The organism is Streptomyces sp. CNH189 (genome assembly GCF_000527195.1).
In genome coordinates this window covers 185,616-203,854 of sequence record NZ_AZUS01000001.1, presented here as the reverse complement: position 1 = coordinate 203,854, position 18,239 = coordinate 185,616, and the positions used below count along the sequence as shown (strand labels likewise).

The following is an 18,239-nucleotide window of genomic DNA, read 5'->3' as shown; positions in this document are numbered from 1 at the left end:
CCGCTGACAGCAACCCGCCGCCGCCCCAGCCGCGGGCAGTCGTGCCGCAGGGCGGCACGGGTGGGCGCGGCGGCACCCCGCGAAACGCCGGGCTGCGCACACCCCCCGCCCCGCACCGACACCGAGGGCCCTTCGGCCCACGTCAAGCTCACCGACGGCCCCGTATGCTCCCCCAGGGAAGCAAACCGGCACACCCCCCGGAGGGCCCCGTGGAGATCCTCGCCTTCGGCGTACAGGCAGACGAAAAGCCCCTCATCGAGCAAGCCTTCGCGGACCATCACCCCACCCGCACCCTCGACGTCTTCCTCAACACGGACACCGCCCCCATCGCCGCCGGCCACGAGATCATCTCCACCAGCGTCAACTGCGACCTCGGCGCCGACGTCCTGTCGAACCTCGCCGCCGGCGGCACCCGGATGGTCGCCCAGCGCTCCACCGGCTTCAACAACGTCGACCTCGACGTCGCGGAACGCCTCGGCCTGACCGTCGCCCGCGTCTCCTCCTACTCCCCGTACTCCGTCGCCGAGTTCGCCTGGACCCTCGCCATGGCGGTGAACCGCCGCATCGTCCGCGCCTCCACCCGCACCCGTGACTTCGACTTCCGGCTCGACGGGCTGATGGGCCGCGACCTGCACGGCCGCACCGCCGGCGTGCTCGGCACCGGGAAGATCGGCGAGGCCTTCGCCCGGATCGCCCACGGCTTCGGCATGCGGCTGCTCGGCTGGGACGTCACGGAGAACCCCGCCTGCCGGGAGCTCGGCATGACGTACGTCCCCAAGGAGCAACTGCTCGCCGAGTCCGACCTGGTCAGCCTGCACGTCCCGTTGCTGGCCGGCACCCGGCACCTCGTCGACGCGACCGCCCTGAGGACCATGCGGGACGACGCGATCCTGGTGAACTCCAGCCGTGGCGGCCTCGTCGACACCGCCGCCCTCGTCGACGAACTGCGCGCCGGCCGCTTCGCCGGCGTGGGCCTGGACGTGTACGAGGCGGAGGCGGGCCTGTTCTTCCTCGACAAGTCCCTGGAGGCCGTCGACGACGACACCCTGGCCCGCCTCGTCACCTTCCCGAACGTCCTGGTCACCTCCCACCAGGCGTACTACACGCGGGACGCCGTCGCGCAGATCGTCGCCACGACGGTGGACAACGTCCTCGACTACACCGCCGGCCGCCGCTCCGGCAACGTGCTGGTGCCGCGCAGCTGACCCATCAGCTCCCGCACCACGGCCGCGCCGTTCAGGCTGAGCACCGACTCGGGGTGGAACTGCACGCCAGCGAAACCGGGCCCCCGCAGCGCGTGCACCTCGCCGTTCGCCGCGCGGCTCACCTCGACGCCGTGCGCGGCCAGCTCCCGTGCGGCGTCCTCGTCGCAGTGCGCCACGAAGCTGTTGTAGAAGCCGACCGTCTCCGGCCGCCCGAACAGGTCGATCTCCGTCTGCGCGCCCTGGTAGGGCACCTCCTTGCGGACGATGTCCAGGCCCAGCTCGGCCGCCAGCAGCTCGTGGCCGAGGCAGACGCCGAGGACGCGGTGCCGGTGGCCCGCGACGACCTCGGCGGTCAGCGCGCGCAGGAAGCGCATCTTCGGGTCGGCCGTGTCGGAGGGGTCGCCCGGACCGGGCCCCAGCACCAGCGGGCCCTCGTGCGCGAGCACCGCGTCCCGCAGTCCGGGCTCGTCGTAGCGGCGTACGGTCACCTCGAAACCGGCCGCCCCCAGCACATGGGCGAGCATCGCGGTGAAGGTGTCCTCCGCGTCGACGACCAGCGCGTGCCCGGTCAGCGCGTCGGATCGCTCCTGCATCCGCAGCCAGAACGGCGCCAGCGCGGCCCGGCGCCCGTCCAGCGCCGCCCGCACCCGCGGGTCGTCCGCGAGCTTCGGACGTACGGACTCCGTGCGCGGACGCCCGGGACGCACCCCCAGCGCGGCCAGCACCCCCGCGGCCTTGGCGTGGGTCTCCGCCACCTCGCCCGCCGGGTCCGAGCCGCGTACCAGGGTCGCCCCGACCGGCACCCGCAGCCGCCCGGTGGCGTCGATGTCGGCGGTGCGGATCAGGATGGGGGAGTCCAGCGTCTGGGCCCCGCCCTCGTCCCGGCCGATCAGGGCCAGCGCCCCCGCGTAGTAGCCGCGTCCGCCGGCCTCGTGGCGTTCGATCACCCGGCAGGCGTTCTGCACCGGCGAGCCGGTGACGGTCGCCGCGAACATGGTCTCCCGCAGCACGTCGCGCACGTCCATGGAGGACCGGCCGCGCAGCTCGTACTCGGTGTGCGCGAGGTGCGCCATCTCCTTCAGCCGGGGTCCGACGACCACGCCGCCCATGTCGCCGACGGTGCACATCATCTTGAGCTCCTCGTCGACGACCATCGACAGCTCCTCGATCTCCTTGCCGTCGGCGAGGAAGCGGAGCAGGTGCTCGGGGGTGGGGCCCTCGGCGGGGTAGCGGTAGGTGCCGCTGATGGGGTTCATCACGACCGTCCCGCCCGACGCCCGTACGTGCACCTCGGGGCTGGCCCCGACCAGGGTGCGGTCGCCGGTGTGCACGACGAACGTCCAGTACGCGCCCCGCTCGCCCTCCAGCAGCCGCCGGAACAGCGCGAGGGCGTCGGCCCGCCCGAACCCGGGGATCCCGCCCTCGTACGTTCTGCGGATGACGAAGTTGGCGCCCTCGCCCCGCCCGATCTCCTCGTCGAGGACCCGTCCGACGATCCGCGCGTACTCCTCGTCACCGACGTCGAAGCCGCCGCCCTCGACGCGCACGTCGTGCGCGGGGAGCGCCCGGAGCGCCTCGGTGAGCGGGATCTCGTGGCGCTCCTCGGGGGTCAGCACCAGCAGCGGGGTGCCGTCGTCGCGGACGTCGAAGCCGCGCTCGCGGATCTGCCGGAAGGGGACCAGCGCCAGTCCCTCGTCGGGCAGGTCGGCCAGGCGGTCGTGGGCGGCGACGGGGCCGGTGAGCAGTTCCACCACGTCGTGGTCGTGGCCGGGGGTGCGGCGGCGCAGCAGGGCGAAGGGGCGGTCGTCGTGCGGGAGCCGGGCCAGCAGGTCCATGGGGCGTTCCTCGTTTTCGTCGCTGTCATGAGCGGTGAGGAACGGCCCCGGAAACCACCGAAGGCCGCCCCTCGGGCGGCCTTCGCGAAGTCGGTGCGTACGCGCAGTCAGTGGGCCGCCGGATGAGCGGTCCACCACCAGGTGCGGGTCGAGTGCGCGAACATGGCCCCGACCCTAGCGCATCGCGCGTCGGTGCGGGCCCTGTCTCATTTGTTGGGCGTCGGGATGGACGACCGTTCCGACCCCGTAATGTGGGTTCCGTGACCGTGAACGCTAAGACCAGCGCGAGCGCTGGCAACACCTGGCGAGATCTGCCCGCGGCGCAGCAGCCCGAGTACCCCGACCCCGAGGCTCTGCGCGCAGTCATCGCGGACCTCGAGTCGTATCCGCCGCTCGTCTTCGCGGGCGAGTGCGACCAGCTGCGCGCCCGGATGGCCTCCGTCGCCAAGGGAGAGGCGTTCCTCCTCCAGGGCGGCGACTGCGCCGAGGCCTTCGACGCCGTGTCCGCGGACCACATCCGCAACAAGCTCAAGACGCTCCTCCAGATGGGCGCCGTCCTCACCTACGCGGCCTCGGTGCCCGTGGTGAAGGTCGGACGGATCGCCGGCCAGTACTCCAAGCCGCGCTCCAAGCCGACCGAGACCCGTGACGGCGTGACGCTGCCGACGTACCGCGGCGACTCGGTGAACGGCTTCGGCTTCACCGAGGAGGCCCGGGTCCCGGACCCCGAGCGGCTGAAGCGGATGTACAACGCGTCGGCCTCCACGCTGAACCTGGTGCGCGCCTTCACCACCGGCGGTTACGCCGACCTGCGCCAGGTGCACGCCTGGAACCAGGACTTCGTCAAGTCGTCCCCGTCCGGCCAGCGCTACGAGCAGCTGGCCCGCGAGATCGACCAGGCGCTGAACTTCATGCAGGCGTGCGGCGCGGAGCCGGAGGAGTTCAAGACCGTCGAGTTCTTCTCCTCGCACGAGGCGCTGCTGCTCGACTACGAGTCGGCCCTCACCCGGGTCGACTCCCGCACGGGACAGCTGTACGACGTGTCCGCGCACATGGTGTGGATCGGTGAGCGCACCCGGCAGCTGGACCACGCGCACATCGAGTTCGCCTCGCGGATCCGCAACCCCATCGGCATCAAGCTCGGCCCGAGCACGACGGCCGAGGAGGCGCTGCGGTACATCGACCGCCTCGACCCGGAGCGGGAGCCCGGACGGCTCACGTTCATCGTCCGGATGGGCGCGGACAAGATCCGCGACAAGCTCCCCGAGCTGGTCGAGAAGGTGACCGCGTCCGGCGCGACCGTGGCGTGGGTGACCGACCCGATGCACGGCAACACCTTCGAGGCGGCCTCCGGGCACAAGACCCGCCGCTTCGACGACGTGCTGGACGAGGTGAAGGGCTTCTTCGAGGTCCACAAGGAGCTCGGCACCCATCCGGGCGGCATCCACGTGGAGCTCACGGGTGACGACGTCACCGAGTGCGTGGGCGGCGGCGACGAGATCTTCGTCGACGACCTGCACCAGCGCTACGAGACGGCGTGCGACCCGCGGCTGAACCGCAGCCAGTCGCTCGACCTGGCCTTCCTGGTCGCGGAGATGTACCGGGACCAGTGACCGGCACGGCCGGTCGCCGGCCGTCAGGGGTGGGGCGTGTTTCACACCGGATCACGCCCCACCCCTCTTTCGTGCCCTTCGAGGGCGCAGGTAAGGTTAGGTTTGCCTCACCGACGGAGGGTCGGTACGGCACGACCCTGTACTCCGTCGGGAGGTGACCCGCGTGTTCGTCTGCAGCTGCTTCGGCGTGACCGAGGAACAGGTGAAGAGCCACGCGGACGCCGGCGCCTGCACGCCCCGGCAGATCGCCTCCGCCTGCAAGGCCGGCACCGACTGCGGCGGCTGCGTCCGGCGCATCCAGGCGCTGCTCGGCCGCGGTGCCTGCCCTCGGCGGCAGCTCGTCGACCAGGGCGAGCAGCCGCTCGTGGCGGAGGCCAAGGAAGCCGCGTAGGCGGTCTCCCGCTGTCGTTCAGGGCGTCTTGAAGCCGTGTGTCCCGGGGCCCGAGGGGTCCGGCTGGGACTGCTCGATGACCGTCGACAGGTACAGCGCCTCACCCAGCTTGTCGATCAGCTCCAGCTGGGTGTCCAGGTAGTCGACGTGGTGCTCCTCGTCGGCCAGGATCGCCTCGAAGATGTTGGCGGAGGTGATGTCGTTCTTGTTGCGCATGACCTCCACCCCTCGGCGGAGCCGGTCGATCGCCTCCAGCTCGACCTCCCGGTCGGCCTGGAACATCTCGGTGACGGTCTGCCCGACGCGGACGTGGAACAGTCGCTGGTAGTTCGGCAGGCCGTCGAGCAGCAGGATGCGGTCCGTGAGCAGCTCGGCGTGGCGCATCTCGTCGAAGGACTCGGCGCGGGTGTACTCGGCGAGCTTGTACCAGCCCTTGTGGTCCTGGAGCTTGGAGTGCAGGAAGTACTGGTTGATCGCCGTCAGCTCGGCGGTCAGCTGCTCGTTGAGGAACTCGATGACCTCGGGATCGCCCTGCATGGCACGGGCTCCTTCCGCGTGGGGGGAAATGAGCGGGTCGCGCGCATGATTGCACCGGCGCGGAAGATCGTCCAGTAAGTACCTGCTTAGTAAGTAAACCCATACTTGGTCTTTTTTGAGGATGATTGACCGAATCTGCGGGGCCCGGTTCAGGAGCATGGCCACCGGTCTGTCAGGATGGAGACATGGGTCAGCCGGCGGAACGCGAATCGGGGGAGCGCGCGACACGAGGAGCGGTGGATCTCCAGCTCCCGCCGGGGCAGCGGCTCCAGAAGGGCTGGCCGGTCACCCACTACGGGCCGGTCCCCAAGTTCCGCCCGGAGCGCTGGGAGTTCCGGATCTTCGGCGCCACCGCCGACGGCGAGAAGCACTGCTGGACCCACGAGGAGTTCACGGCGCTGCCGTACACCACCGTCGAGGCCGACCTGCACTGCGTCACCAAGTTCAGCATGATCGGCGCGGAGTGGGGCGGGATCCCCGCCCGCACCGTCGTGGAGATCGCCCCGCCCGCGCCCGACGTCACCCATGTGATGGTGTGGGCGGAGTACGGATTCAGCTCCAACCTGCGGCTCGACGACTTCACGTCCGACCGCTCCCTGTTCGCCACCCACAAGGACGGCGAACTGCTCACCGCCGAGCACGGCTTCCCGCTGCGCCTGATCGTGCCGCACCTGTACGCCTGGAAGGGCCCCAAGTGGGTCCGCGGCGTGGAGTACATGACCACCGACCGCCGCGGCTTCTGGGAGGAGCGCGGCTACCACAACCTCGGCGACCCCTGGAAGGAACAGCGCTACTCCTACCAGGAGGAGCCCGGGGACGGCCCCGAGCTCTGACCTCGTACGACGGCCGCGCGTGCGACGGCCGCGCGTACGGCTCAGCCGTCGCGGAGCTTCTTCAGCCGCTCCACGTCCGCCGCGTGCCCCTCCTTGCCGCCCGGTGTCTCGATGACCAGCGGCACGCCCGCCGTCGCCGGGTGCGTCATCAGCTCCCGGAACGGGTCCTCGCCGATGTGCCCGGCGCCGATGCCGGCGTGCCGGTCCTTGTGCGCGCCGGCCACGTCCATCGAGTCGTTGGCGTGGATCAGCCTCAGCCGCCCCTCGCCGACCGTCGCCACCAGCTCGTCCAGCGTCCGGTGCGCGCCGCCCGGCCCGGCCAGGTCGTGCCCGGCCGCGAAGACGTGGCAGGTGTCCAGGCACACCCCGAGCCTCGGGTGGGCGTCCAGCGCCGCGAAGTACGGGCCCAGGTCCTCCACCAGGGAACACAGCGAGGCGCCCTGGCCCGCGGTCGGCTCCAGCAGCAGGAACGGGTCGTCGTCGCGCGTCAGCTCGTCCAGCAGCGGCAGCATGTGCTCCCGCACCTGCTCCAGCGCCACCGCCCGTTCCCGTCCGCCGGTCGCGCTGCCGGTGTGCACCACCACGCCGAGCGCGCCGATCGCCCGGCCGCGCCGCAGCGAGTGCCGCAGCGACTCCACCGACCGCTCGACGGTCGCCGGGGTGTGGGACCCGAAGTTGATCAGGTACGGGGCGTGCACGTACGCGGGCATGGACGCCTCGGCGCAGGCCGCGCGGAACGCCTCGTCCTGCACGGGGTTGCCGGCCGGGGTGGCCCAGCCGCGCGGGTTGGCGACGAAGACCTGCACGGTCTCCGCCCCCAGGTCACGGGCGTAGGACAGGCCGACGGAATGCAGACCGCCGGCCACGGGGACGTGACTGCCGATCGGGTTACGGGCGGGGCCGGACGGGTGACTCTTCACCCGTCAAGGGTGGCACGGACGCGCGCGTCACCCGGACGGCCCCCTCCGTCACCTGATCCTGAGGGTGATCGTCGAGCCCTTGGGCGCGGTCTCGCCGCCGTCCACCGACTGGTCCTTGACGGTGTCGCCGAACAGGCCCAGCAGACCGCGGTCCTCCTTCACCCCGAACCCGGCGCCCTCCAGCTTCTCCCGGGCCTCGTCCACGCTGTCACCGACGACGTCCGGCACCTCGACCATCTCCGGGCCCTTGGACAGTGTGAGGGTGACGGTGTCGCCCTCCGCGGCCTGCCCGCCGGCACCCGGGGTCTGCCGGGCCACCTTGCCCGCGTCGTGCTCGGAGTTGACCCGCTCGGTGGCGATCTCCACCTTCAGCCCGGCCTCCTCCAGCTCGGCGCGCGCGTCCTCGGGGTCGTCACCGGTCACGTCGGGCAGGTCCACGGGGCTGCCCTTGCTCACGGTCAGCTTCACCGCCGAGCCCGCGCGGACCTTGGTGCCCTTGCCCGGCTCGGTGGAGACCACCGCGTCCTTGGGCACGGAGTCGCTGAACTCGCGGGTGACCATGCCCGGCTCCAGGCCCTCGTCGTCCAGCAGCGAGCGCGCCTTGTCCAGCGGATAGCCGTCCAGGTCGGGCACCCGCACGGTCTGCGGCCCCTTGGACAGGGTCAGCGACACCGAGGCGCTGCCGCGCACACGGGCGCCCGCCGCCGGGTCGGTGCTGATCACCTTGCCCCGCTCGACGGAGTCGCTGTACCGCTCCTTGACCTCACCGACGTCGAGGCCGGCTTCGGCGAGCCGGTCCCGGGCCTCCTGCTCGGTCTTCGACAGCAGCGGCGGGACCTTGGTGAACTGCCCGGAGTTGATGTACCAGACGCCCGCGCCGAGGCCCAGCACCAGCAGCACGGCCACGACGATCGCCGCGGGTCCGCGCCGCAGCGCCGTGCGGCGGCGGGGCGGCAGCGGCGGCGGGGAGCGGAAACGGCTGGTCCGGTTCACCGGATCCGTGCCGTCGTCCTCGTTCACCGGGAGGGGGCGCGGCACGGTGAGCGCGCGGGGGATGACGCTGGTGCGGTCGTCGGCGTTGTCGTGCTCGGAGGTGAGCGCCTGCGGGGGCATCGCGTCGAGCTGCTCGTCGCTGAGCCGGCCCCGCGTCTCACGGGTCCGGGCGAACAGCGCCACCGCGTCGGCCGGGCGGGCCCCGGGCTCACGCGCGGTCGCCGCCGCGACCAGCTGGTCCAGCGCGGGGGCCAGACCGGGCACGGCCGCCGAGGGCGGCGGCACGTCGTCGTGCAGGTGCTTGTAGAGGACGATCGCGGGGGAGTCGCCGTCGTGCGGCTTCTCACCGGTCAGCATCTCGTACAGCAGGATGCCGCAGGCGTACACGTCGACGCGGGGGTCCGCGGTGCCGTGCTCTATCTGCTCAGGGGCGAGGTACGACACCGTGCCCAGCACGGTGCCCGTGCTGTTGGTCACCGTGTCCACCGAGCGGACCAGACCGAAGTCGGCGACCTTGACCCGGCCGTCGTCCCCGATCAGCACGTTCTCGGGCTTCATGTCGCGGTGCACGAACCCGGCCCGGTGGGCGGCGCCCAGCGCGGCCAGCACCGGCTCCAGGATGTCCAGCGCCGCCCGCGCCTGGAGCGCCCCGCGCTCCCGCAGCACGTCGCGCAGGGTGCAGCCCGCGATGTACTCCATCGCCAGGTAGACGTACGCCCCGTCGGCGCCCTGGTCGAAGACCTGGACGACGTTGGGGTGGGCCAGCCGGGCGACGGACTTGGCCTCGCGGATGAAGCGCTCCACGAAGGAGGCGTCGGAGGCGAGCGAGGGATGCATCACCTTGAGCGCGAGGATGCGGTCGAGACGGGTGTCCAGGGCCCGGTAGACCGTGGCCATCCCGCCGACGGCGATCCGCGCGTCGACGCGGTAGCGGCCGTCGAGCACCTGCCCGACCAGCGGGTCCTGAAGGGTCGTGTCCACGCAGCGAGTCTACGAGTCCGCGAGGACAGCTCCGGCCCGATCAACCGCCGTTGGAGCGGACCTGTGACCTGTGTTACCCGACCGCGTCCGAACGCGGGCCGGGACGCGGGGTCAGAAGGCGGGCCGCTCCGGGTCCAGCGCGGCCCGGCCCCCGACGGGGGAGGAGGCCCGCGCGAAGTGCCGCCGGGGGATGCGTCCCGCCCGCCGCGCGAGCCGTCCCGCCTCCACCGCGCCCCGCATCGCGGACGCCATCAGCACCGGTTCCTGGGCGCGGGTGACGGCGGACGCCAGCATCACGCCCGCGCAGCCCAGCTCCATCGCCAGCGCCACGTCGGAGGCGGTGCCCGCCCCGGCGTCCAGGATCACCGGCACCCCGGCCCGCTCCACGATCAGCTCGAAGTTGTGCGGGTTGCGGATGCCCAGACCCGACCCGATCGGCGAGCCGAGCGGCATGACCGCCGCACAGCCCACGTCCTCCAGCTTCCGTGCCAGCACCGGGTCGTCGTTGGTGTACGGCAGGACCGTGAAGCCGTCGTCGACCAGCGTCTCCGCCGCGTCCAGCGTCTCGACCGGGTCCGGCAGCAGGGTGCGCTCGTCGGCGATGACCTCCAGCTTCACCAGGTCCGTGCCGAGCGCCTCCCGGGCCAGCCGCGCGGTGAGCACGGCCTCCCCGGCGGTGAAGCACCCGGCGGTGTTCGGCAGCACCCCGATGCCCAGCTTCCGCAGCACCGACAGCACGGACCCGTGCACCGAGGGGTCCACCCGCCGCATGGCGACGGTCGTCAGCTCCGTCCCGGACGCCACCAGCGCCCGCTCCAGCACGTCGAGGCTCGGCGCCCCGCCGGTCCCCATGATCAGGCGGGACGTCAACGTCCGGCCGCCGAGGACGAAGGGATCGTCGGCCATGGTCAGCCTCCTTGGACCGCGGTGAGGACCTCCACCCGGTCCCCTTCGGTCAGGGGGGTGGCGGGCCACTGGGCGCGCGGGACGACGGTTTCGTTGAGGGCGGCGGCCACCCCGGAGGGGGCGGCGGTGAGCGACCTGACGACGAGGTCCAGGGCCGTGCCGGGCGGGAACCGGCGGGGCTCGCCGTTGACGGTGACGGTGACGGTGGTGACCCGGGTGGTCATACGGGCTGCTCCGCGAGGACGGGGGCGCCGAAGCGCCGGGGCGTGAAGGGAAGGGCCTCCTGAGGCAGGTCGCCGGTGGTCAGCGCCCGTGCCATGGCGTCGCCGGTGACGGGCGTCAGCAGGACGCCGTTGCGGTGGTGGCCGGTGGCCAGCAGCAGCCCCGCGAGCCGCGTCGGGCCGAGCAGCGGCGCGTTGTCGGGGGAGCCGGGGCGCAGAGCGGCGATCGTCTCGGTCAGCGGCAGCTCGGTGATGCCGGGGACCAGCTCATGGGCGTCGCGCAGCAGCTCGTAGACGCCGCCCGCCGTGACGGTGGTGTCCCAGCCCATCTCCTCGCTGGTCGCGCCGATCACCAGCTCGCCGTTCTCACGTGGCACCAGGTAGACGTGGCTGCCGCGCACCACGGCCCGCACGGTGCGGCTCAGGAAGGGCTCGGGCCGGTCGGGCATCGCCAGCCGCAGCACCTGCCCCTTGACCGGCCGCACCGGGGGCAGCACGTCCTGCGGGACGCCCGCCAGCCTGCCGCTCCAGCTGCCCGCGGCGAGCACCACCTGACCCGCGCCCAGCTCGTCACCGGCCGCGGTGACGACACCGCGCGCCCGGTCGCCGGCGACGACCAGCCGCTCGGCCCACGTGTGGTGGAGGGTGACACCGGCCCGCTCGCAGGCGGCCACGAGGGCGGACGCCAGCCGTCTGGGGTCGATCTGGTGGTCGCCGTCCACCCGCAGTCCGCCGCGCACGCCCGGCGCGAGCATCGGTTCCAGGCGGCGGCACTCCCGTCCGGACAGCCACTGCGAGTCCAGGCCGGAGCGCTGGTGCAGGGCGTGCAGCTCGCGCAGATGCGCGCGGTCGTCGGCGTCCAGCGCCACGGCGAGGGTGCCGCTGCGGCGGTAGCCGAGGTCCTGGCCGGTGTACTCGGTCAGCTCGGCGGCGAAGGCCGGGTAGCGGCGCGCCGAGGCCAGGCTGAGGCCCAGCAGCGTCTGTTCGCCGTGGTGCAGCTCGGTGACGGCGGCCAGCATCCCGGCGGCCACCCGGGCGGCGCCGCCGCCCGGCTCGGGGTCCACGACGGCCGTGGCGAGTCCGGCCTGCGCGGCCCGCCAGGCCGTGACCAGACCGATGATCCCGCCCCCGACGACGAGGACGTCTGCGCTACGCGTGGGCGACATGGGCGTCCAGCCCCTCCCTTCGCCGGCATGACCCGGATCAGGTTCGTACGGTCGGAGGCCGCCAGCCTCCCTCTCAGCCCGGTGCGTCCGGGCTCCCGCGAGTGCGTGTACGCGGGCCACCCTAGCCCGCACCACGCGGCGCCCGTAAGAGACCCCGCGCGGGAGGGGCGGCGGGGGTCCCCGCGGGGGAGGGGCGGCGGCGGTGCGGCAGGGGAGCGGTGAGGGTCCGGTGCGGCGGGCGCGGGTGTCTATGGTGAGCGGGTGAGCGAGCAAACGCAGGAACCGGGAGGGGCCGCGCCGCGGCGGGTCGTGGTGGCGGGCGCGGGCATGGCGGGCGTGCGGACCGCGGCCGCGCTGCGGGAGCAGGGCTTCGACGGCGAGGTGACGCTGATCGGGGCCGAGCCCCACCAGCCGTACGACCGGCCGCCGTTGTCGAAGGCGGTGCTGCTGGGCACGGCCGAGAGTTCCGCGTTCGACGTCGACTTCGAGGACCTCGGCATCGCGCTGCGGCTGGGCTGCGAGGTGCTGGGCCTGCGCCCCGGCGACCACGAACTGGACACCGAGGCCGGGCCCGTCCCGTACGACGTGCTGGTGCTCGCCACCGGCGCGGAACCGCTCCGGCTGCCCGGCACCGAGGGCGTCCCCGGGGTGCATCTGCTGCGCACCCTGGACGACGCGGCACGGCTGCGGCCGGTGCTCGCCGCGCAGCACGACGTCGTGGTGGTCGGCGCCGGCTGGATCGGCGCGGAGTTCGCCACGGCGGCCCGCGAGGCCGACTGCGCGGTCACCGTCGTGGAGGCCGAGGAGCGGCCGCTGGTGGGGGCACTGCCCGCCGAGGTCGCCGCGCCGATGGCCGCCTGGTACGCCGAGGCCGGGGTCACGCTGCGCACCCACGCGCGCGTACGGGCCGTCGAGTCCGGTGCCGTGGTCCTCGACGACGGCACGCGGCTGCCCGCCGGCGCGGTGGTCGTGGGCATGGGGGCCCGCCCCGCCACGGCCTGGCTGACCGGCTCCGGGATCGCCCTCGGCGCGCACGGCGAGGTCGTCGCGGACGAGCACCTGGCGACCTCCCTGCCCGACGTGTACGCCGTCGGCGACTGCGCGTCCTTCCCGTCCGGCCGCTACGGCGAGCGCCTGCTGGTCCACCACTGGGACAACGCCCTCCAGGGCCCCCGCACGGTCGCCGCGAACATCGTCGGCGGGGGCGGCGAGGTGTACGACCCGGTGCCGTACTTCTGGTCCGAGCAGTTCGGCCGGTTCGTGCAGTACGCGGGCCACCACGCGGACGCCGACCGCACGGTGTGGCGCGGGGACCCGGCCGGCCCGGCGTGGAGCGTGTGCTGGCTGCGCGGGGACCGCCTGGTCGCGCTGCTCGCGGTGGGACGGCCCCGGGACCTGGCGCAGGGACGCCGGCTGATCGAGGCGGGCGCCGCGATGGACCCGGAGCGGGTGGCGGACCCGTCGCGGCCGCTCAAGTCGGCGACGGCGTGACCCCGGGCGCGCCTCCTCGCACGACGCGCCCGCCCGGCCGGACGGGGTCGGCTTCCGACTGTCGGTGGCAGGTGGCAGGCTTGTCCCGTGACCGAGATTGACGCAAAGATCGATGCTCTCGTCCCCGCCTGGCTCACCCTTCCCGACATCGCCGAACAGTTCGGCGTCGAGGTGACGCGTGTCCGGCAGATGGTGAAGGACGGCCAGCTCATCGCCGTACGCCGGGGTGAGAACCGCGCACTGCACGTCCCCGCCGCCTTCATCGACGGGGACAAGATCGTCAAGGGCCTGACCGGGACCGTGACGCTCCTGCGGGACGACGGCTTCACGGTCGAAGAGATGCTGGAGTGGCTGTTCACTCCCGACCCCAGCCTGCCGGGCACGCCCGCGCAGGCGCTGAGCGAGAACCGTGGCACGGAGGTGAAGCGTCGGGCGCAGGCTCTCGCGGTCTGAACCCCTGCCCACCGCCTGTCGGCGTTCCCGCCGGCCGGGGCCCGGTGCCCTGGTCGGCGGGTCGCCGTGGGCGCGGGGCCGTGCGGGTCCGCTGTGGCTGGGTGCGCAGTTCCCCGCGCCCCTGGAGGGGGCTGTTCCTGCGGGGTTGTGGGTGAGGCGTTCCTCGGGGCTGGTCGCGTAGTTCCTCGCGCCCCCTGAGGGGGCTGGTGGCCGAGGGGACGGCATAGGGTTCCGGCGGCGGGTCGGGTCGTGGTGGGCCGGGCTGCCGGTATGCGCGGGGCCGACCCGTGCCGTCGAGACCGTTTCGGGGGGACCCCATGACCGACACCGTGCGCGCCCGGCTGGCCGACGCCCGTGTCTACCTGTGCACCGACGCCCGCAAGCGGCAGGGGGACCTCCCGGAGTTCCTGGACGCCGTGCTCGCCGGCGGCGTCGACATCGTGCAGCTGCGGGACAAGGGCATGGAGGCCGCCGAGGAGCTGGAGCACCTGGCGGTCGTCGCCGACGCCTGCGCCCGGCACGGCACGCTGCTCGCGGTCAACGACCGCGCCGACGTGGCCCACGCCGCCCGCGCCGACGTGCTCCACCTCGGCCAGGGCGACCTGCCCGTCCCCGCCGCCCGCGCGCTCCTCGGCGACGACGTCCTGATCGGCCGCTCCACCCACGCGGAGTCCGAGGCCGCCGCGGCCGCCGTCCAGCCCGGCGTTGACTACTTCTGCACCGGTCCCTGCTGGCCCACCCCCACCAAGCCCGGCCGCCACGCCCCCGGCCTGGACCTGGTCCGCTACGCCGCCGGGCTCGGCACCGGCCGCCCCTGGTTCGCCATCGGCGGGATCGATCTGGCCAACCTCGACCAGGTGCTGGACGCCGGTGCCCGCAGGGTGGTCGTGGTCCGCGCCCTCACCGAGGCCGACGACCCGGGAGCGGCGGCCTCCGCCCTGGCCCGCCGGGTGCGGGAGGCCGCGGACGCGGGCTGACCCCCGCGGCCGGCGCGGGAGCCCATGGCGTCTCAAGTTTGTCCACACTGTGGACAGCAAGTCGGCAAATCAGACAAATATCCCGCTTCTGGTTGGGGGACCGCCGCCCCGTGGCTAACCTGCCCGTATGGCCCTCGGAACCGCATCCACCAGGACGGACCGCGCACGCACCGTGCGCGACATGCTCGCCGCCGGGAAGACGACGTACTCGTTCGAGTTCTGGGCCCCCAAGACCGAGAAGGGCGAGCGCAACCTGTGGAACGCGCTCCGCAGGGTCGAGGCCGTCGCGCCCAGCTTCGTCTCCGTCACCTACGGTGCCGGCGGCTCCACCCGCGCCGGCACGGTGAAGGCGACCGAGCAGATCGCCGCCGACACCACCCTCACCCCGGTCGCGCACCTCACCGCGGTGGACCACTCCGTCGCCCAGCTGCGCAACATCATCGGCCAGTACGCCGACGCCGGGATCCGCAACATGCTCGCCGTGCGCGGCGACCCGCCCGGCGACCCCATGGCCGACTGGGTGCCGCACCCCGAGGGTCTCACCTACGCGGCCGAACTGGTCCGACTCATCAAGGAGTCGGGCGACTTCTGCGTGGGCGTCGCCGCCTTCCCCGAGATGCACCCGCGGTCGGCCGACTGGGACACCGACGTCGCCCACTTCGTCGACAAGTGCCGGGCCGGCGCCGACTACGCGATCACCCAGATGTTCTTCCAGCCCGAGTCGTACCTGCGGCTGCGTGACCGAGTCGACGCGGCGGGCTGCGAGACCCCCGTGATCCCCGAGGTCATGCCCGTGACCAGCGTGAAGATGTTGGAACGGTTGCCAAAGCTCAGTAATGCGGCGTTCCCCGACGCCCTCAAAGAGCGGATCCTCGCAGCGAAGGACGATCCGGCGGCGGTACGCTCCATCGGTATCGACTTCGCCACGGAGTTCTGCGCGCGGCTGCTGGCCGAGGGAGTGCCCGGTCTGCACTTCATCACGCTCAACAACTCCACGGCGACGCTGGAAATCTACGAGAACCTGGGCCTGCACCACCCCCCGCAGGCCTAGACCGGTCGCACGCACATACGACACACTGCGTAACGACCATTGGGAGAGGGGCGTACATGGGCTGGACGGTCCTCTACATCGCGTTCGGCATCGTCGCGCTGTGGTTGTTGGGTGAGGTGCTGCTGCAGTACAAGGCGCGCCTGCGCTGGAGGCTGCTCGCCTTCGCCGGGTTCCTCGGCGTCGTGTTCGGCGTGCTGATCCCGTCGGTCGTCGTCATCGGGCTGGGCGCCGCGGCCTTCGCCGTCGGACAGACCTACGTCACGCTGTCGTTCCGCCGCGGCTTCCAGTCCGGCTGGGCGGTCAACGCGCCGATGCTGTCCGCCGTCAAGGGCGGACGCGGCCGTGGCGGTGACGACGAACCGGGCCCGGAGGCCGGCGATCCGGAGACGTCCGCCGGCCACGCCGACGCGTTCGACTCCCGCCCGCAGCCCGCCGGTTACGGCGCCGACGACGACTACGAGCGCGACGACGTCTTCACGCCGGCGGCGGACCGCCCGCAGGCCGCCGAGACCACCTCCGTCTACGAGCCGCAGCCGATGCCCGACGACACCGGTTCCTACGGCGTCTACGGCGACCAGGGCTACGCGACGCAGGACCAGTACGCGGCGACCGCCCAGGGCACCGACCAGAACTACGCCTACGACTACTCCGGTTACGGCCAGCAGCAGGGCTACGACACCACGGGCCAGCAGTACGCCGCCTACTCCGATCCGTACATCGGCAACACCACGTACGGCGGAGGCACCTACGACACCGGCTACACGGACCCGCAGCAGTACGCCCAGCAGGGCTACGCGGCCCAGGACCCGTACGCGGCGGCGGGCTACGGCGGCGAGACCCCGGCCGGCGGCCTGTGGGTGCCGCAGCAGCGCAGCACCGACGACCCCTACGGCGGGGAGCTCCCGCCGGAGCAGCAGCAGTATCCGTACCAGGGCGACGGACAGGCGCAGGGCACCCACGGCAACGGGTACGACGAGCAGTACCGCTACTGAGCGGCCGGCGGCCGACCTGACCGCCGACCCCGTTCGGGGTGACCCCCGGTCACCCCGAACGGCGTGCGCGCGGGCCCCGGTTCACTGCGAACCGCGGAACTCCGGCCCCTCGACGACGAGTCCGGCCACCAGGGCCCCCGACATCCCGGCGTGCGGCAGACCGCCGCCGGGGTGCGACCAGCCGCCGACCGTGAACAGCCCCGGCAGGCGTGTGCTGTTGGCGGCGTGCAGGAAGCGGCCGTCCGCCGCGGCGAGCGCCGGCACCGGCACCGCTCCGCCCTCCGCGCCCGTCTCCCGCGCGACGTCGGCGGGCGTGCGCACCTCGTGCCACAGCAGCCGGTCCCGCAGGTCCCGCACCGCGCGCCCGGCCGCCGCGACCATCCGCTCCGCGTACTCCTCGGTACCGGCCGCCCCGGCGGGCACCACCGCCGTCACCGTCACCGCCTCGTGGCCGCTGTCCGGGACCAGGGCCGGGTCGTCCGGCCGCAGCACCGCCACCGTGGGCTCCGCGGGCAGGCCGACCGCGCCGGACAGCGCCTCCAGCTCCGCCGCGCGGTCCCGGGTGTGCACGACCGTCCGGTGCGGGGTCCCCGACGGACGCCCGCCGCGCAGCGCCATCAGCACCGTCACCCGGCTCGCCCCGCCCCGCCGGGCGGGCACGTCGCCCTCCCCGCGCAGCCGGGTGCCGCACAGCCGGTCCAGCACCCCCGCGTCGACGCCCGCCACCACCAGGTCCGCCTCCGCCACCGTGCCGTCGGCGAGTTCCACGCCCGCGGCCCGGCCGTCCCTCTCCCGCACCCCGGTCACCTCCGCGCCGAAGTGGAACTCCACCCGGCGGGCCACGCACCGCTCGTACACCGCCCGCGCCAGCTCCCGCAGGCCGCCGCGCACGTACCAGGTGCCGAAGGCGTGCTCCATGTACGGCAGCACCGCCGCGCTCGCCGGGGTGTGCCGGGGGTCCAGGCCGAACGCCAGGGCGTGGCTCTCCAGCAGGGCTCGCAGCCGGGGGTCGCGCAGCTCCCAGTCGCCCACCTCGGCCAGCGTGGCCGCCCGGCGCGCGCGCAGCAGCCGGCGGTGCGGGACCGCCGGGTAGGGCTCACGCCCGGCCAGCACCTCCCAGTTGGGCCACAGGGGCTCCTCCAGCAGCGGGCGGCGCGCCCGGTCCCAGGCCTCGCGGGCCCGCACCAGGAAGTCGCCCCAGCGCCGTGCCGCGTCCGCGCCCAGCGCCTCCTCCATCGCGGAGACCACCCCCGCGCGGGAGGCGTTCGGCAAGGACAGCCGGGTGCCGTCCGCGAAGACGTGGTGCGACGACGGGTCGGCCTGCACCAGCTCGACGCACTCCTCCAGCGGCTCCCGGCCGGTCTTCACGAACAGGTCCCGGTAGACGGCGGGCAGCGGCAGCAGTCCCGGCCCGGTGTCGAAGGCGAACCCGTCCCGCTCCCGGCGGCGCAGCGCACCGCCGTACGTCTCCGTCCGCTCGTACACCGCCACCCGGTGGCCCGCGACGGCCAGCCGGGCGGCGGCCGCCAGCGCGCCCATCCCGGCGCCGATCACCGCAATCCGTGCCATGTCAGGGACTTTATCCGCCCCTGCTCAGGGGCGGTCCCCGAGTACCCGCACCCCCGTCGGGTGACCGTCCGGACGCACGCCGTGATGGGCCCGGGTGCGCAGGGG

Annotated in this window: 18 protein-coding genes and 1 riboswitch; of the genes, 9 read left to right on the top strand and 9 right to left on the bottom strand. The window is 73.4% G+C overall.

All coding sequences use genetic code 11. The annotated features are described in order from the left end of the window. The first annotated feature begins 209 nt into the window (after nt 1-209). On the top strand, nt 210-1,205 hold the full coding sequence (locus B100_RS0100900) for a 2-hydroxyacid dehydrogenase (protein ID WP_024882591.1): 996 nt from the start codon (nt 210-212) through the stop codon (nt 1,203-1,205). Here B100_RS0100900 and B100_RS0100895 read toward each other — a convergent pair. Both B100_RS0100895 and B100_RS35115 read right to left on the bottom strand, forming a co-directional pair. After that, entirely contained in the window at nt 1,157-3,040 is a 1,884-nt protein-coding gene (locus B100_RS0100895) for an anthranilate synthase family protein (RefSeq protein WP_024882590.1), read from the bottom strand. The two genes, B100_RS0100900 and B100_RS0100895, sit on opposite strands and share 49 nt — an antisense overlap. A 107-nt stretch (nt 3,041-3,147) precedes the next feature. Beyond that, nucleotides 3,148-3,204: a trp operon leader peptide gene (locus tag B100_RS35115; protein WP_078493144.1), complete on the bottom strand. Its 57-nt coding sequence runs from the start codon at nt 3,202-3,204 to the stop codon at nt 3,148-3,150. A gap of 96 nt (nt 3,205-3,300) precedes the next feature. On the opposite strand from B100_RS35115, the gene B100_RS0100890 reads away from it, so the two are divergent. Continuing rightward, nucleotides 3,301-4,653 (top strand): class II 3-deoxy-7-phosphoheptulonate synthase, encoded by a 1,353-nt coding sequence (locus B100_RS0100890; RefSeq protein WP_024882589.1) that lies wholly within the window; start codon nt 3,301-3,303, stop codon nt 4,651-4,653. A gap of 154 nt (nt 4,654-4,807) precedes the next feature. Then, nucleotides 4,808-5,044, top strand: coding sequence for a (2Fe-2S)-binding protein (locus tag B100_RS0100885; RefSeq protein WP_024882588.1), 237 nt, complete (start codon nt 4,808-4,810; stop codon nt 5,042-5,044). A gap of 18 nt (nt 5,045-5,062) precedes the next feature. Here B100_RS0100885 and bfr read toward each other — a convergent pair whose 3' ends face one another. Beyond that, nucleotides 5,063-5,581, bottom strand: coding sequence for a bacterioferritin (gene bfr / locus B100_RS0100880; RefSeq protein ID WP_024882587.1), 519 nt, complete (start codon nt 5,579-5,581; stop codon nt 5,063-5,065). Nucleotides 5,582-5,766: 185 nt separating this feature from the next. Between bfr and B100_RS0100875 the strand changes: the two genes are divergently transcribed. Further along, a complete protein-coding gene (locus B100_RS0100875) occupies nt 5,767-6,414 on the top strand; it encodes a sulfite oxidase-like oxidoreductase (RefSeq protein WP_024882586.1) in 648 nt (215 codons plus the stop codon). A 41-nt stretch (nt 6,415-6,455) separates the two neighbouring features. Here the strand turns inward: B100_RS0100875 and B100_RS0100870 are convergent, their stop codons facing one another. The 5 genes from B100_RS0100870 to thiO form a co-directional block, all read right to left on the bottom strand. Next, complete coding sequence (locus B100_RS0100870) at nt 6,456-7,334, bottom strand: deoxyribonuclease IV (RefSeq protein ID WP_024882585.1); 879 nt, start codon at nt 7,332-7,334, stop codon at nt 6,456-6,458. A gap of 48 nt (nt 7,335-7,382) precedes the next feature. Further along, complete coding sequence (gene pknB / locus B100_RS0100865) at nt 7,383-9,308, bottom strand: Stk1 family PASTA domain-containing Ser/Thr kinase (protein WP_024882584.1); 1,926 nt, start codon at nt 9,306-9,308, stop codon at nt 7,383-7,385. Nucleotides 9,309-9,419: 111 nt separating this feature from the next. Next, the gene (locus B100_RS0100860) at nt 9,420-10,214 is read right to left on the bottom strand and encodes a thiazole synthase (RefSeq protein WP_024882583.1); all 795 of its coding nucleotides are present in this window, start codon (nt 10,212-10,214) and stop codon (nt 9,420-9,422) included. A 2-nt stretch (nt 10,215-10,216) separates the two neighbouring features. Beyond that, complete coding sequence (thiS, locus tag B100_RS0100855; protein WP_024882582.1) at nt 10,217-10,438, bottom strand: sulfur carrier protein ThiS; 222 nt, start codon at nt 10,436-10,438, stop codon at nt 10,217-10,219. Then, nucleotides 10,435-11,601 carry a glycine oxidase ThiO gene (gene thiO, locus B100_RS0100850; RefSeq protein ID WP_024882581.1) on the bottom strand — a complete coding sequence of 389 codons (1,167 nt, stop codon included), beginning with the start codon at nt 11,599-11,601 and terminating at the stop codon, nt 10,435-10,437. The genes thiS and thiO overlap by 4 nt, the downstream gene beginning before the upstream one ends. Then, nucleotides 11,599-11,710: riboswitch (TPP riboswitch) on the bottom strand. (Overlaps the previous gene by 3 nt.) A gap of 152 nt (nt 11,711-11,862) precedes the next feature. On the opposite strand from thiO, the gene B100_RS0100845 reads away from it, so the two are divergent. The 5 genes from B100_RS0100845 to B100_RS0100825 all read left to right on the top strand — a co-directional run bounded on the left by B100_RS0100845 (nt 11,863) and on the right by B100_RS0100825 (nt 16,565). Further along, entirely contained in the window at nt 11,863-13,092 is a 1,230-nt protein-coding gene (locus B100_RS0100845) for an FAD-dependent oxidoreductase (RefSeq protein ID WP_024882580.1), read from the top strand. Between the two features lie 87 nt (nt 13,093-13,179). Beyond that, nucleotides 13,180-13,545, top strand: a complete 366-nt coding sequence (locus B100_RS0100840; protein WP_024882579.1) for an Rv2175c family DNA-binding protein — start codon at nt 13,180-13,182, stop codon at nt 13,543-13,545. A gap of 317 nt (nt 13,546-13,862) precedes the next feature. Next, on the top strand, nt 13,863-14,522 hold the full coding sequence (thiE, locus tag B100_RS0100835; RefSeq protein WP_024882578.1) for a thiamine phosphate synthase: 660 nt from the start codon (nt 13,863-13,865) through the stop codon (nt 14,520-14,522). Between the two features lie 127 nt (nt 14,523-14,649). Then, nucleotides 14,650-15,573, top strand: coding sequence for a methylenetetrahydrofolate reductase [NAD(P)H] (gene metF, locus B100_RS0100830; RefSeq protein ID WP_024882577.1), 924 nt, complete (start codon nt 14,650-14,652; stop codon nt 15,571-15,573). Between the two features lie 56 nt (nt 15,574-15,629). Continuing rightward, the gene (locus B100_RS0100825; RefSeq protein WP_024882576.1) at nt 15,630-16,565 is read left to right on the top strand and encodes an SCO2102 family sporulation regulator; all 936 of its coding nucleotides are present in this window, start codon (nt 15,630-15,632) and stop codon (nt 16,563-16,565) included. 81 nt (nt 16,566-16,646) lie between these two features. Here the strand turns inward: B100_RS0100825 and B100_RS0100820 are convergent, their stop codons facing one another. Beyond that, the gene (locus B100_RS0100820) at nt 16,647-18,134 is read right to left on the bottom strand and encodes a phytoene desaturase family protein (RefSeq protein ID WP_037722357.1); all 1,488 of its coding nucleotides are present in this window, start codon (nt 18,132-18,134) and stop codon (nt 16,647-16,649) included. Between the last annotated feature and the right edge of the window lie 105 nt (nt 18,135-18,239).